The sequence below is a fragment of the Neptunomonas qingdaonensis genome, assembly GCF_900113275.1.
GTDB lineage: Bacteria > Pseudomonadota > Gammaproteobacteria > Pseudomonadales > Balneatricaceae > Neptunomonas > Neptunomonas qingdaonensis.
The window spans coordinates 144,631-157,848 of sequence record NZ_FOOU01000011.1; the positions used below are offsets into that span (position 1 = coordinate 144,631).

Genomic DNA, 13,218 nt, shown 5'->3' on the forward strand with positions numbered 1-13,218 from the left:
TGATAAATTGTTGAGTCATTGCTGGTCATAATAGATCTATAGTTAATTGCTATGAGGGTTGTTAAAAAAAATAATTTTTACAATAGTCTCTGGTTGGTTATAGTTATTTTCAACGAAGTAAATGTTCAATAAATCAGGAGATTGCACCATGTTGGAAAATCGCGAAGGCCAGTCAGTACCTAGCGTCACTTTCCCTGCCCGTGTTGGAAACGAGTGGGTGAAAATTACCACAGATGAGTTGTTTAAAGGGAAAAATGTGATTGTTTTTGCATTGCCGGGCGCCTTTACGCCAACATGCTCGAGCACGCATTTGCCGCGCTACAATGAGCTGGCACCGGTCTTTAAAGAGAATGGTATTGATGACATTATTTGTCTGTCAGTAAACGATACGTTTGTAATGAACAGTTGGGCTGAGGATCAAAAGGCCGAGAATATTACCTTTATTCCTGATGGTAATGGTGAATTCAGTGCGGGTATGGGAATGCTGGTGGATAAAAGTGATATTGGATTCGGCAAGCGTAGCTGGCGCTACTCCATGCTGGTCAAAGATGGTGTTATCGATAAAATGTTTATCGAGCCGGATCTGCCAGGCGACCCGTTCGAAGTGTCTGATGGCGACACGATGCTGAACTACATCAATCCGAATGCCAAGCAGCCAAAACGCGTAACGTTACTGACTAAGCCTGGTTGTTCACACTGTACGCGGGCTAAAAAAGCATTACAGGCAAAAGGTTATAAGTACGAAGAGATTGAATTGGGGCAGCATGGCGTCAGTTTCTCCAGCTTGAATGCTATTTCTGGTCAGGGAACGACACCTCAGGTCTTTATTGATGGCGAGCATGTCGGCACGGCAGATGATCTGGAGGTTTGGTTAGCAGCTCGCAGCTGATTGGTTAAGATCGGTTTATGATGATAGCCATATAATATGTATACAAAGCGCCCTCTTGTTCAGGAGGGCGTTTTTTTTGGGCTGCTATTATGCGGCGCTGCGTCGAATGACCTCGCCATGATCTTCGGCTTCAAATGAGTACTTTATGGAGTGTCCTGATGGCATTTTCATAATCATTATCGGCAACAATACATTGCATTTCGACCTGCCGCTGTGTCGTTTGACGATATGCAAAGTTGGGAGCAGTCCATGCTGCTGGCAAGCCTGGAGAGAGTCGCTTAGATGCTGGATGCGCAGCACATTGATGCCGCTCCTGTGCTGGATATAGGGCAATTGGATCGCGCTTTTGAGTCAGAAAAACCTGAGTATATTGATAATACAAAACGGTAAGTGATTATTGTTTTTTCAGGAAATTCTTGGTTAATTATACTACTATTGGAGTAATGTATATCTGACGAGCGAGTCGCTTGGCTGCTGTAGGAGGAGGTGAATGACAGCTAATTTTACAGGAGCATTGAATGAGTTACGGCGCTTACTCGGTTCCCGATTTGACACATCGACGAGTGTTCGCTTGCACCATGCTCATGATGAATCATTTCATTTGCCAGCCTCCCCGGATGCAGTAGCCTTTCCTAAGAGTACGTCTGAAGTTTCTGAAATCGCCCGGATCTGTATGCGACACCACATGCCTATGCTGCCCTTTGGTACTGGCACTGCAATGGAAGGTGGCGTCAATGCTTATCAGGGAGGTTTGAGCATAGACATGTCACTGATGAATAAGGTGTTGAGTGTTTCAGCAGAGGATATGGATTGTTCTGTTCAGGCGGGAGTAACCCGCAAGCAGTTGAATGAATATATCCGTGATCAGGGGGTCTTCTTTCCTATCGACCCGGGTGCCGATGCGTCAATTGGTGGGATGGCGGCAACACGAGCCTCCGGAACCAATGCGGTGCGTTACGGCACAATGCGTGAAGCCGTATTATCGCTAACCGTTGTGATGGCTGACGGTAAAATTGTCAAAACCAGTAGCCGAGCGCGAAAATCAGCAGCCGGTTATGACCTGACGCGCCTTTTCGTTGGCTCTGAAGGAACGTTGGGAGTTATCTGCGAGGTTGCTTTACGCTTGCATGCGATTCCCGAGGCGATCTCTGCCGCTGTGTGTGCTTTTTCATCATTACAAGGCGCCGTTGAAACGGTTATACAGACTATTCAAATGGGGGTGCCTATTGCCCGGGTTGAGTTGTTAGATGCGGTTGCCATAGATGCGGTTAACCGTTACAGCGATAAAGACTTCCCATTGTTACCCCATCTTTTTTTAGAGTTTCATGGTACCAATGCTTGGGTTAAAGAGCAGGCCGAAATTGTTAGCGAACTGGCTGCTGATCATCAGGGAAGTGATTTTACCTGGGCGTTGAATACAGAAGATAGGAAGGCGCTTTGGCAGGCACGCCACGATTTTGCATATGCTGCCAGTGCGATGCGGCCAAATGCCAGGATCTTTTCAACGGATGTGTGTGTGCCTATCTCACAATTAGCGGATTGCATTCTGGAAACGGTGGCTGATATTGAGAAAACGGGTTTATCAATGCCCATTGCTGGTCATGTTGGCGACGGTAATTTTCACGTTGTGCCTGCCGTTGATCCGACTGATGCGGTTGAAATGAAAATGATAGAAGCGTTTCATGCAAGCCTTATCCGGCGGGCTTTGAGAATGGGAGGGACGTGTACCGGGGAGCATGGGATTGGCCAGGGGAAAAAAAAATATCTAATGGATGAGTTACCCGCAGGCGTTGAATTGATGAAAATAATTAAACGCGCATTGGATCCGGACAACCTGATGAATCCTGGTAAAGTGGTTGACCTGATATAACTGTTTTATTTTATTTAAATGGCTGATGTTAATGGCCTAGTTAGTTCATTTCCTTACTAAAGTTATCAATATAAATGGAAGGTATTTGTTTGAATCCAAACGGTAAAAGAAGGTGAGGCTTCTCCCGGTTCTTAAAAGATTATTTTTCCATAGCCCTGTCTGGTCGGCGATTCTGGTTGGCCTGTTGGTTTTATGTGTATCTTCATTATTTATCCAAAGTGAAGTTGAGCGGCTTAAGGGTGAAGCTTTATTCCGGGCGGCAAGTCAGGTGGGTATTATTCGTGCACGTCTGGAAGGCGAGATCAACGCTAATCTTGCTGTACTTAAAGCGTTGAAGGCCGAAGTTAGCATCAATCCAGAGATGGGGCAGTATCGACTAGACCAGTTAATGGAAGCGCTACTATCAGAGGAGTTGCATATTCGTCATGTTGCTTTAGCCCCTGATCTGACCGTGAAATATGTCTATCCGTTAGCGGGTAATGAAAAAGCGATTGGCTTAAATTATACGGCCAATAAAGACCAGGTGCGTTCCGTTCTTGATGCCATTCAGTTGAATAATACGGTGCTTTCCGGTCCTCTGCAGTTGGTGCAGGGCGGAGAGGCGTTGATTGCTCGATTACCGGTTTACCTGAGTAGTCAAAGTGATGCCCCCTTATGGGGAATTATATCCGCTGTTCTTGATTACCAGAAGTTGCTGGATGCTGCCGGCCTTTCTGAAAATTATTATGGCTTACTATTGGGTATTCGCGGAAAAGATGGCTCCGGTTCTGATGGCGCGTTCTTTTATGGGTCAGAACAAGCTTTTGGAAAAGAGGCTGTCATGACAAATATCAGCTTGCCTCATGGAGAATGGCAACTGGCTGTTTTGCCTGAGAACGGTTGGTCCGTACCTACAAAAAGGATCTACCTATTGTGGGCGAGCGCATTCTTTCTAGCCATTATCATGGGGGCGGCTGGTTATTTTCTGAGACTTGTTTATCAACAAAAAATCCAGGCAGTCACTATCGCTAACTATCGAGCTAACTTTGATGCATTAACAGGCCTGCCTAATCGTTTTTATTTCAGCCAGCGCTTAGAAAGTCTGATAAAGGAAGTACGTCGGGAGAGGCTTGATTTCGCTATTTTTTTTATCGATATAGATCACTTTAAACAGGTAAACGATAGTCTTGGCCATAGTGCCGGCGATGAGCTGCTTGCTGAATTCGCTTCGCGTTTGCAGCATTCAGCCCGTGATTCGGATATTGTGGCACGCCTTGGTGGCGATGAGTTTGTGATCGTATTGCGAAATGTTCAGGACGTGATACAGGCCGATCTTTTAGCTGAAAAACTCCAGAGTAGCATTCAGCAGCCTTTCAATATTGGAGAGCGTCCTTTTTTGGTGACAGCGAGTATCGGTATTGCAATGTACCCGATCGATGGAGAGGATGTAACGAGTCTGCTACTGCACTCTGATCAGGCCATGTATACCGCAAAGCGTGCCGGGCGTAATACTCACTTTTTCTTTAATGAAGGGATGCGTGAAGAAGCTGAGCAGCATTTGCAGCTGCATAATGATATTCTACGAGGCCTGAATGCGGATGAGTTCGAGCTGCATTATCAGCCAATCCTGAATATCAAAACCAATCAAATCGAAAAATGTGAAGCGCTAATTCGTTGGATGCATCCTGAAAAGGGGCGGGTGATGCCGGATGCGTTTATTCCGGTTGCTGAGCGTAGCGGTGCGATTGTGAATATAGGCAATTGGGTGTTGCAACAAGCATGTAAAGATATGCGGGTTTTGCTGGATGCAGATATTGATGTAAAAATATCGGTTAATCGCTCGGTGAGTGAGTTTCATTCTGAAAACGCATACGAAACCTGGGAAAATATTTTTAAGGAAAATGGTGTTGATAGTCACCGCTTTGTTTTTGAAATCACTGAATCTTTGTTTATGGATCAGAACTCCGCACGGGTAAATGTCATCTCTTCACTCAGGGATATCGGCGTTCAGTTTGCCATTGATGATTTTGGCACGGGTTACTCCGCCATCAACTATCTGCGTACCTATCCGGTCGATTATCTGAAAATCGATAAAAGCTTTATCCAGGATCTGTTGATAGATGAGCAAGACAAAACCCTGGTAGAGGTTATTATAAAAATGGGCAGGGCGTTGGGTATTCTTGTCATTGCAGAAGGAGTTGAAGAGCCAGGGCAGTTGGAGGTGTTACAGCAGTTCGAGTGTGACTATATACAAGGTTACTGGTTATCCAAACCGCAGCCGCTGTCTCAAACGGTCAGCATCTGTCACGAACATATGAGCAAACAGAACACCCTCTGATTAGCTGATGCAGCATCGTTGCGAGGGTATCCTGCTTGTATAAGAACTACTTTCTTTTTAAAGGCGCAAATCCATCCAGGACAACACGGTTTTTAGAGTCGCCCGAACGGGGTGTCGGTTTCTTCTTATCCGTTTTAGACTTGGGTTTAGCCTGAGCGGCTTTTTTATCAAGCTTTTTCTTTTTGCTTCCTGCTGCTTTACCCGAGGCTTTTAGTTTTTTGGGTCCGGCATAGCTACCCTCTAAACCTTTTATAACGCGCTTTTCAAATTGAGTTTTAAGGTAGCGCTCAATGCTGGACATTAGATTCCATTCGGTCGGCCCTATCAGTGAGATAGCAACGCCTTGTTCGCCAGCTCTGCCGGTTCTGCCAACCCTGTGTGTGTGATCATCACCGCTGCGGGACATCTCAACATTGATAACCAGGTCTATACCTTTGACATCAATCCCTCTGGCGACAACATCGGTTGCTACCAGTACGTTGATCTTTCCACTGGCCAGCAGTCCCATTGCATGATTACGTTGCTCTTGTGTCAGATTGCCATGAATCACACCGGCTCGTATGTCGTGGTATCTTAAATAACCATTGAGGCGCGTAGCATTGATGATGGTATTAGTGAAAACAATGGCTTTCTCAAACGTATCATTTTTCAGAAGCCAGACCAGTTGCTTGTCTTTAAGCGATGCGTCGTTAGAGAGAATGACCTGCTGACGGATGCTGGAATGTACTTCTCTGTGGCTGTTTAGCTTAATAGAAACGGGATCTTTCAAAGAAGTAGTGATGACAGAACGCATGCCCGTATGAGCTAATGTTGCTGAGAAAAGCATGGTCTGGCGGTTTTCTGGGCAGGTGTTGCAGATACGCTCGACATCTTCCTGAAAACCCATGTCCAGCATTCGATCAGCTTCATCCAGAATTAAGAATTCGATATCATCTAAACTTATGGTTTTTCTGTCCAGATGATCGATGAGGCGTCCGGGGGTTGCTACCAGTATTTCAGGGTTTTTTCTGAGTCTGGCTGCTTGCGGTTTGAATGTCTCACCACCACATACCGTATCGGCTTTCATAAAATTGAACTGCGACAGGTCCGTAATGTGATTCATGACCTGCTGTGCTAATTCTCGGGTGGGTGTGAGAATTAAGGCACGCGCACCACTTTGCGGAGTGGGATTGTTCAGCATGGCATTTAATATAGGTAAGGCAAAGGCTGCTGTCTTGCCGCTGCCTGTTTCGGCGGTTACTAATAGATCCTTGCCAGCCATAGCCGCAGGTATCGTGGCTTTTTGTACTTCAGTTGGCGTTGAAAAGGACAGTGCGTCGAGTGCTTTTAGCAAACGCGTATCAAGTGAAAAATCTGTGAACACCGTGTGCTACTCTCTGAAAATTCGTTGTCAGAGTGCATCCTACCAGAAATGCTTATTACAGGAGAGCATAAAAGTAAAAACGGCAAGTGAGATCACTTGCCGCTTGAGGCTTTTCAGAACAAATTTTCTTAGTAGTGAATGGCGCGTGGTAGCGCTTTAGCCTGCTTGACCCATTCTTCTACCTGAGAGGCGGCTGGCATTTTTTCTACCAATTTTTGCTCACTGTTGCACTCATCCATTTTCGCATGCAGGTTGGCACCGTTGCGCTGAGCCAGTTCTGGTACAGTATCAACGCCTGCCAGTTCCAACAGATCCGCATAGAGTGTGCTGACGCCTTTAATGCGTGCCAAATCTGCACGGTTCAACCAGCCAAGTATCTCTTTTTCATCAATTCCTGTTTTTGCGGCAACTTCTTTGCGTCCTTTTTTATCACCGCAAGCAGTCAGGAAGCTTTCCTGAGTTGTTGCTCCGGCGACTTTCAGTTTTTCTGCAGAAGTTTCGTTAATGCCTTTGATATCAGTCAGTTTAGCCATGCTTGGGTTTCCTCAGTTTAGTATAAGCAGTCCATGAGTCATTGTAAGTGTGCTACCTGAACAGCAGCGTAACACCACCACTGTACACTGATTTTATTCTAGATTTTCATAATATAATAACCTATTAAAATCTATCCGCTGATTCAACCCGCATACTTAAAGAGGAGGGTCGGCTCTGTTCACGGATGAGTTATTAACTCTGAACCATCCGGCGATGCTATATCGGTCTCTGAAGGTTTTTTTTACTTCATGAGGGAACTCATCACTTAAAAATACAACCAGAGTCCCGGCTTCCGGTTTGACTTGTAGAAGCGTTTGGTCCGCAAGGTCATAGATAACAAGATCACCACCGTCAGTGTCACCCCATTGTTCATTTAAATAGAATACGGTTGTGAGTATACGGTTTGTCTCTCCTTTAAACGCATCAAGGTGTTTTTTATAAAAAGCACCGGATGGGTAATGGGCAAAGTTTGCCTCGTAATCAAAAAGCCCCATGAACAGACGTTTATTCATAGCAACACGTAACCCTTCCATTTCGCACAGGTAGGCCGCTTCAATAGGGTTGGTTGCGTCAATCCATCTGATCTGATCGGTTCGAACGACCCGGTTAAGTTGGTGTTGGTTTTCTCGTCCGATCCCTGCCCGTTTGAATTGTGCTTCGTAATTAATAGCGGTTGTCAGCAGTTCATCAATTAGATCAGTGGGTAATGCATCTTTTAATATGATATGGCCTTGCTGGGAAAGTGAGCTGGCTATTAGGTTTAACGTGTCTTCTGTTATTGTCGGGCTATACTGAAGTGATGTAGTACTCAATTATGCGAATTTCCTATGCGAACTTCTATGGCGTAATTAGGTGATACGCTAAGAGTAATGTAATTAGCTAAAGTGTTGTTAGTGATTAATGATGAATATAAAAAATGTTAAGGGGAAACCCCTGTTGTATCTGAGAGGCTTGGGTATCGGCATCATTTTAAATACGATGCTGGTGGGGTGCGCAAGCCATAAACCCTACACTCACTCTCCTGATGAAGTGGCTTACGTGCCTGTAAAAAATCAGTTGCAAGCGCATTATTCCCGCTGGAATGGAACGCCCTATAAGTTTGGGGGTAATTCACAGCGGGGAATCGATTGCTCTGCTTTTGTTGCGCGGACCTACCGGGAGGTATTTGATCTCTATCTACCCAGAACGACTAAGGGGCAGGCAAATATAGGAGAGGAGGTCTCTCTTCATGCTGTACGGCCTGGCGATCTGGTATTGTTTAAAACTGGTTTTAAAAATAGGCATGTAGGTATTTACGTGGGTAATCAAACGTTTATGCACGCATCATCGAGTAAAGGTGTGACGAAATCCCGGTTGGATAACCCTTACTGGGTAGATAAGTACTGGAAAACTATTCGGCCAGCAGATCTACTATTAAATTAGCCTGATTAAAAAGTGATCAGATGTTTTGCGCCTATGATTTATATCGTCCCTATTAAAGGACTCATAGGTTATCCACAGCTTGGTGCTGCTTTTATACAGAGAAACTGTCTATAAGTTTTTTAGCAACCTTGTGAGGGTCGCACAGATTGTAAAAAAGAGGGCTGTCAGCCCCCTTGCGTGCGCTTCTTAATATGAAAAGTCGAAAGCGTATTCCTAAGAGCGGGTTGCCGTGTCTTTTGCAGTTTGAGCACTTGCCTTTTTAATAGCAGTTTTTGAATCAGACGTCGTGTTCTGTTTGCTTTCCTTCGTGGTTTTTACTTCAGTAGATTCTTTTATTGAAGATTGTGGTTTAGCTCTGCAGTGCCCTTTTACATTGGCCCCATCTGAACGTTTATATCCTGTTACCCAATAGCATGAGCCATTCTGGTTGCAGGCAGTGTCTGTTTGTCCTTTACAGGCTGATGCAGCGAATGTTTGAGATGCTGTTAGCAGGGTGAAAGTGATGACGAGTGTACGTATTAAAAACTGAGGCGTAAGTGTTGGCATTTTTTATTTCCCTATAAAAATGATGTGATTGCGAATTCCTTCCGCACAAGCATTAAAATCTATAATAAATGAATATAAGCTGAATGAATGTGTAAATTATCTATTTTTTTAGAAGGGTGGCTTTTTCTATTACTGCTACACTGATATGTAATCGAAAAGACTGTGGATAGTGTATGTTTTCTCTGTTTTATAAGCCCATTTTTCTGCTATTAATTGTAATTTTTTCGTTACCAGGGTGCACCAGTGAGCAACCCAGCACATTGAAAGTTGGCACCAATGTCTGGCCTGGTTACGAGCCTCTGTATTTGGCGCGTGAATCGGACCTTTGGGAATCAGGCCGCATTAGTATCATTGAATACAATTCGGCGAGTGAGGTGCTGAGAGCGTTTAGGAGCGGTTCGTTAGACGTTGCGGCGCTCACATTGGATGAGGCGATTTCGTTAATTGCAGATAGGCCGGATACACGCATATTTATGGGAACAGATTTTTCGGCCGGAGCTGATGTTGTCATCGTTCAGCCGGATATTGAGGTTGCCGAAGCGTTGAGAGGAAAATCAATTGGGGTTGAGAGTACGGCAGTAGGGGCATATATGCTTGCCCGATTTTTGGAAGTAAACCAATTAATATTATCAGATATCAATATTGTTTTTATGGCGGTTGATCGGCATGCACAGGCATTTGCTCAACGTGAGATAGATGCTGTCGTTACCTTTGAACCAGTAAAAACACAGTTGTTGAAGCAGGGTGGGCGCACGTTGTTTTCGAGTAACGATATTCCGGGTGAGGTGCTTGATGTATTGGTAACCAGACAGGATATTGTTGAGGAAAAAGCTAAACAGCTCCAGGCATTAACCGATGGATGGTTTCAAAGTCTTAGTATTATAAAAGAGCACAGAGAAGTAGCGCTGTTAAAAATGGCGCCTCGGTTGGGTGTCACTTCCAAGGAGCTGGATATTGCGATGCAGGGAATAAAATTGTTGAGCCGGGAGGATAACCAGCGCTTACTGGCATCCAGAAGCGCAAGCATCAACGAAACCGCGATAAAAATAGAAAAATTAATGCTATCAAATGGACTGCTAGCAAAACCTGTTTTTGATGAGGGACACATCAGTAGCCAATTTGTTGATACAAAATGATGGCATTACCTCAGATATCATTACGTCGTAGCATTCTACTTTTCATCATCACTCTTTCATGTGTACTGGTGTCATTTAACCATTTTGTATTAGGTCCGCAGCTTAAGTCGGTTATGCAGGACGATGCCTATAAGGATATTGTTGCGATGGTAGACAGGATCCAGGGAAGTGTCGAATACATGCTCAGAAATAATGATATGAGTGGTATAAGGCGTGAAATTGCGGCGAATAGTGTGCATGAGGAAATTAAGTACTTGGTTTTGTTTGATGAGGCTCTGCATGTGGTGGCAGCGTCGAAACAAGCGTTTGTTGGACTACATATATCAGATTTACCGCTACATCTGGAAGTCAATATCATGGATGAAGTACTTTCGAAAAAGAAACAGATTGTTTTTGAAAGTCAGGCTGAAGAGGACACCTTGTATGCCCTCGCTCCTATTAATATTCTGGGCAATCAGGGGTTAAGAGACAGTCGTTGGGGGGTATTAGTCTTAGAAGTTGACTTAGGTATTCGTCAAAATCCGTTATTACATCAAATAGATCGTTTTTTTTGGCAGGCCTCTTTTTTAGTCGCATTACTTGGGCTGTTGTTTTGGTTTGGTTTTCGAAAAACAATTAATAGCCGGTTGGGTACGATTATCAGTGCCGCAAAAAAAATAGCTGAGGGAGAGTTTGCTACTCGAATAGGCCTTTTGGGGAAAGATGAACTCGCAGAAATTGCCGGCGCAATGGATGTGATGGCCGCAAGGATAGAGGAGGATCACAAAGAGCTGGTTAGTCGTCATATACAGTTGGAAAGTATTCTTCGAAATATTCCATCCATGGTCTATATCAAAAATACGAACGGCCAATATTTAATGGCAAATCAACGCTTTATAGAAACTTTTCCTCGTATTGATGTCGCTACTGGACAAACGGTGTACGATATTTTGCCGAAGGATGAAGCTGATCGATTCACGCGTTATGATGCCAAAGTGTTGGAAACGGAAGCAGCAATAAGTAAGCGTGTGTTCTTTACAGTTAATAGTAAAGAACATCATTTTTTTATGGTGAAATTCCCTTTATTTGATAGCACTAACCTTGCTTATGCTATCTGTACTATTGCCACCGATTTGTCAGAGCAGGAGCAAGCTGAAAACCTTCTGAATATTTCAAACAGCATCTTTGAAAATACCATCGAAACTATTGTGATAACGGATGAAAAGCGCCGTATTATCGATGTGAATCAATCATTTTTGAAAATGACAGGATACGCAAAAGACGAGGCTTATGGTAAAGATCTTCGTTTTATTGGGGTGCGAGAATCCAGTGCTGTTCATCAGGATATATGGAACTCTTTGTTTGATCTTGGACATTGGGCGGGGGAGTTGATTAGTCAAAGTAAAAATGGTCATGAGTATCACGAACGGGTTTCTATTAACTCAATTGTTAATCAGGACAATAAAATTACCGGGTATGTCGCGATCTCACAGGATATTTCTTTGGAGAAAGAAAGCAGTGAAAACCTTCTCCGCTTGGCGTTCAGGGATGCATTAACGGGCTTACACAACCGCGAATCATTTAAGAATAACTTAGCTACTGCTACTGCGCATGCGCAGAGAACTGGAGAGTCCTTAGGTGTGCTGTTCATTGATCTCGATTTTTTTAAAGAGGTAAATGATTCACAAGGTCATGGGTTTGGAGATCGTCTGCTGGTTATGGTGTCTGAGCGTTTGCTGCAACGTACCCGCATTGTGGATGTTGTCAGTCGCCTCGGAGGAGATGAATTTACTATTCTGGTGACAGGCAGTGTGACGGATGCTGGTTTGGCTGTTTTGGCTAGCCAGATTATTAAGTCGTTAAGTCAACCTTATCATATTGATAATAACGAGGTCATCATCGGGGCTAGTATAGGCATTGCTATTTTCCCAAGAGATGGCAGTGATGTTGAGCTGTTAGTGAAGCATGCAGATGCTGCCATGTACCATGCTAAGGAGCTTGGCCGTGGGCGCTTTTCATTTTTTGATTTTAGTATCAATGAAAAAAATCAGCGATTAATTAAGGTTAAACAAGCATTACGCTCAGCCATCGAATCTTCGGAATACCGATTAGTTTATCAGCCTAAAGTGAATCCGCATCAATGCGTACTGACAGGTTATGAAGCACTGTTACGTTGGAATAGTCAGGAGCTTGGTATGGTCTCTCCTGATGAGTTTATCCCCATAGCTGAGGAGTCTGGTGAGATTGAGAAGATTACTGATTGGGTAATCAGACGCGTGGCCATGGATAAGCAGTATTCTGCTCACCTTCGGCACGCTAATATTGCGATTAATATTTCGGCTAAGCAGTTTAAAAGTGATAGTTGGGTTAATACGTTACGCATTATGCATGACTCTTCTGAACTGGATGTCGCTTCAATAACGGTCGAAATAACAGAAACTGCACTTATCGACTCTTTTGAGGTGACTTTAGAGCAACTGTTAACGGTTCGGGGGCTGGGTGCTACGATTGCAATCGATGATTTCGGAACCGGCTATTCATCATTGAGTTATTTGAAAAAAATGCCGATTGATTATGTGAAGATAGATCGCAGTTTTGTACAGGATATCGGTATTGACCCTGATGATCAGGCGATAGTACAAACGGTCATTGCTATGTCTCATGCATTGGATATTAAAGTGGTTGCTGAAGGCGCTGAGTCTGCAGAGCAAATAGACTTCCTCAAATCTAAACAGTGTGATGAGATTCAGGGATACTATTATTCCAAGCCAATAGAGTTAGCGGACCTGGATAGCTTTATACTGCAGTTATAAAAATGTATGGTTCCCCTCATGATTGCAACACAGATTTGTGATCATGAGGTGGTTTTGCGCTAATGTATTCGGAGTCTTTAATTAGGAATGTGTTATTCCCGCTCCACGATGAGCATCCGCGCCAGATAGCCCTTAAAAAGCCGGCAGCTTTTCACAGCTGTTTTTTATGACAGGTTTGCCACCCGGACGGTCAACCGTTTTCATCATCACGCTCTATTATTGCAAACCCGATTAAACCTGTTGTGCCTGATAAGGCTCATTCTTACTTAAAACAGCATAGGCTATCCGCGACAACTTGTTCGCCAGTGCAATGCATACCACATTAAATGACTTACTTACTCGCAGCTTT

General features: G+C 44.1%; 10 protein-coding genes. 6 read left to right on the forward strand and 4 right to left on the reverse strand.

Translation table 11 applies throughout. The features are described from left to right. The first annotated feature begins 148 nt into the window (after nt 1-148). The 3 genes from BM099_RS15180 to BM099_RS15195 all read left to right on the forward strand — a co-directional run bounded on the left by BM099_RS15180 (nt 149) and on the right by BM099_RS15195 (nt 5,076). Nucleotides 149-889, forward strand: a complete 741-nt coding sequence (locus BM099_RS15180) for a glutathione peroxidase (protein ID WP_090729021.1) — start codon at nt 149-151, stop codon at nt 887-889. A 490-nt stretch (nt 890-1,379) separates the two neighbouring features. Beyond that, nucleotides 1,380-2,759, forward strand: a complete 1,380-nt coding sequence (locus BM099_RS15190) for an FAD-binding oxidoreductase (RefSeq protein WP_090729023.1) — start codon at nt 1,380-1,382, stop codon at nt 2,757-2,759. A gap of 112 nt (nt 2,760-2,871) precedes the next feature. Beyond that, on the forward strand, nt 2,872-5,076 hold the full coding sequence (locus BM099_RS15195) for a putative bifunctional diguanylate cyclase/phosphodiesterase (RefSeq protein ID WP_090729025.1): 2,205 nt from the start codon (nt 2,872-2,874) through the stop codon (nt 5,074-5,076). A 46-nt stretch (nt 5,077-5,122) separates the two neighbouring features. Here BM099_RS15195 and BM099_RS15200 read toward each other — a convergent pair whose 3' ends face one another. The 3 genes from BM099_RS15200 to BM099_RS15210 all read right to left on the reverse strand — a co-directional run bounded on the left by BM099_RS15200 (nt 5,123) and on the right by BM099_RS15210 (nt 7,785). Beyond that, entirely contained in the window at nt 5,123-6,439 is a 1,317-nt protein-coding gene (locus tag BM099_RS15200) for a DEAD/DEAH box helicase (protein WP_090729027.1), read from the reverse strand. 128 nt (nt 6,440-6,567) lie between these two features. Then, nucleotides 6,568-6,972 carry a DUF4332 domain-containing protein gene (locus BM099_RS15205; RefSeq protein ID WP_090729029.1) on the reverse strand — a complete coding sequence of 135 codons (405 nt, stop codon included), beginning with the start codon at nt 6,970-6,972 and terminating at the stop codon, nt 6,568-6,570. 156 nt (nt 6,973-7,128) lie between these two features. Then, nucleotides 7,129-7,785, reverse strand: a complete 657-nt coding sequence (locus BM099_RS15210; RefSeq protein WP_232348805.1) for a 2OG-Fe(II) oxygenase — start codon at nt 7,783-7,785, stop codon at nt 7,129-7,131. A 91-nt stretch (nt 7,786-7,876) separates the two neighbouring features. On the opposite strand from BM099_RS15210, the gene BM099_RS15215 reads away from it, so the two are divergent. Further along, complete coding sequence (locus BM099_RS15215) at nt 7,877-8,395, forward strand: NlpC/P60 family protein (protein ID WP_090729051.1); 519 nt, start codon at nt 7,877-7,879, stop codon at nt 8,393-8,395. Between the two features lie 213 nt (nt 8,396-8,608). On the opposite strand, the gene BM099_RS15220 is transcribed toward BM099_RS15215, so the two are convergent. Then, complete coding sequence (locus BM099_RS15220; RefSeq protein WP_090729032.1) at nt 8,609-8,941, reverse strand: hypothetical protein; 333 nt, start codon at nt 8,939-8,941, stop codon at nt 8,609-8,611. A gap of 173 nt (nt 8,942-9,114) precedes the next feature. On the opposite strand from BM099_RS15220, the gene BM099_RS15225 reads away from it, so the two are divergent. Next, nucleotides 9,115-10,077 carry an ABC transporter substrate-binding protein gene (locus BM099_RS15225; RefSeq protein WP_090729035.1) on the forward strand — a complete coding sequence of 321 codons (963 nt, stop codon included), beginning with the start codon at nt 9,115-9,117 and terminating at the stop codon, nt 10,075-10,077. Further along, on the forward strand, nt 10,074-12,869 hold the full coding sequence (locus BM099_RS15230) for an EAL domain-containing protein (RefSeq protein WP_090729037.1): 2,796 nt from the start codon (nt 10,074-10,076) through the stop codon (nt 12,867-12,869). The genes BM099_RS15225 and BM099_RS15230 overlap by 4 nt, the downstream gene beginning before the upstream one ends. The last annotated feature ends 349 nt before the right edge of the window (nt 12,870-13,218 follow it).

What these genes read in the sequence shown, in the direction of transcription:
- BM099_RS15225 (WP_090729035.1), top strand. Translation starts at nt 9,115, where the DNA reads ATGTTTTCTCTGTTTTATAAGCCCATTTTTCTGCTATTAATTGTAATT.
- BM099_RS15215 (WP_090729051.1), top strand. Translation starts at nt 7,877, where the DNA reads ATGAATATAAAAAATGTTAAGGGGAAACCCCTGTTGTATCTGAGAGGC.
- BM099_RS15180 (WP_090729021.1), top strand. Translation starts at nt 149, where the DNA reads ATGTTGGAAAATCGCGAAGGCCAGTCAGTACCTAGCGTCACTTTCCCT.
- BM099_RS15230 (WP_090729037.1), top strand. Translation starts at nt 10,074, where the DNA reads ATGATGGCATTACCTCAGATATCATTACGTCGTAGCATTCTACTTTTC.
- BM099_RS15205 (WP_090729029.1), bottom strand. Translation starts at nt 6,972, where the DNA reads ATGGCTAAACTGACTGATATCAAAGGCATTAACGAAACTTCTGCAGAA.
- BM099_RS15220 (WP_090729032.1), bottom strand. Translation starts at nt 8,941, where the DNA reads ATGCCAACACTTACGCCTCAGTTTTTAATACGTACACTCGTCATCACT.
- BM099_RS15190 (WP_090729023.1), top strand. Translation starts at nt 1,380, where the DNA reads ATGACAGCTAATTTTACAGGAGCATTGAATGAGTTACGGCGCTTACTC.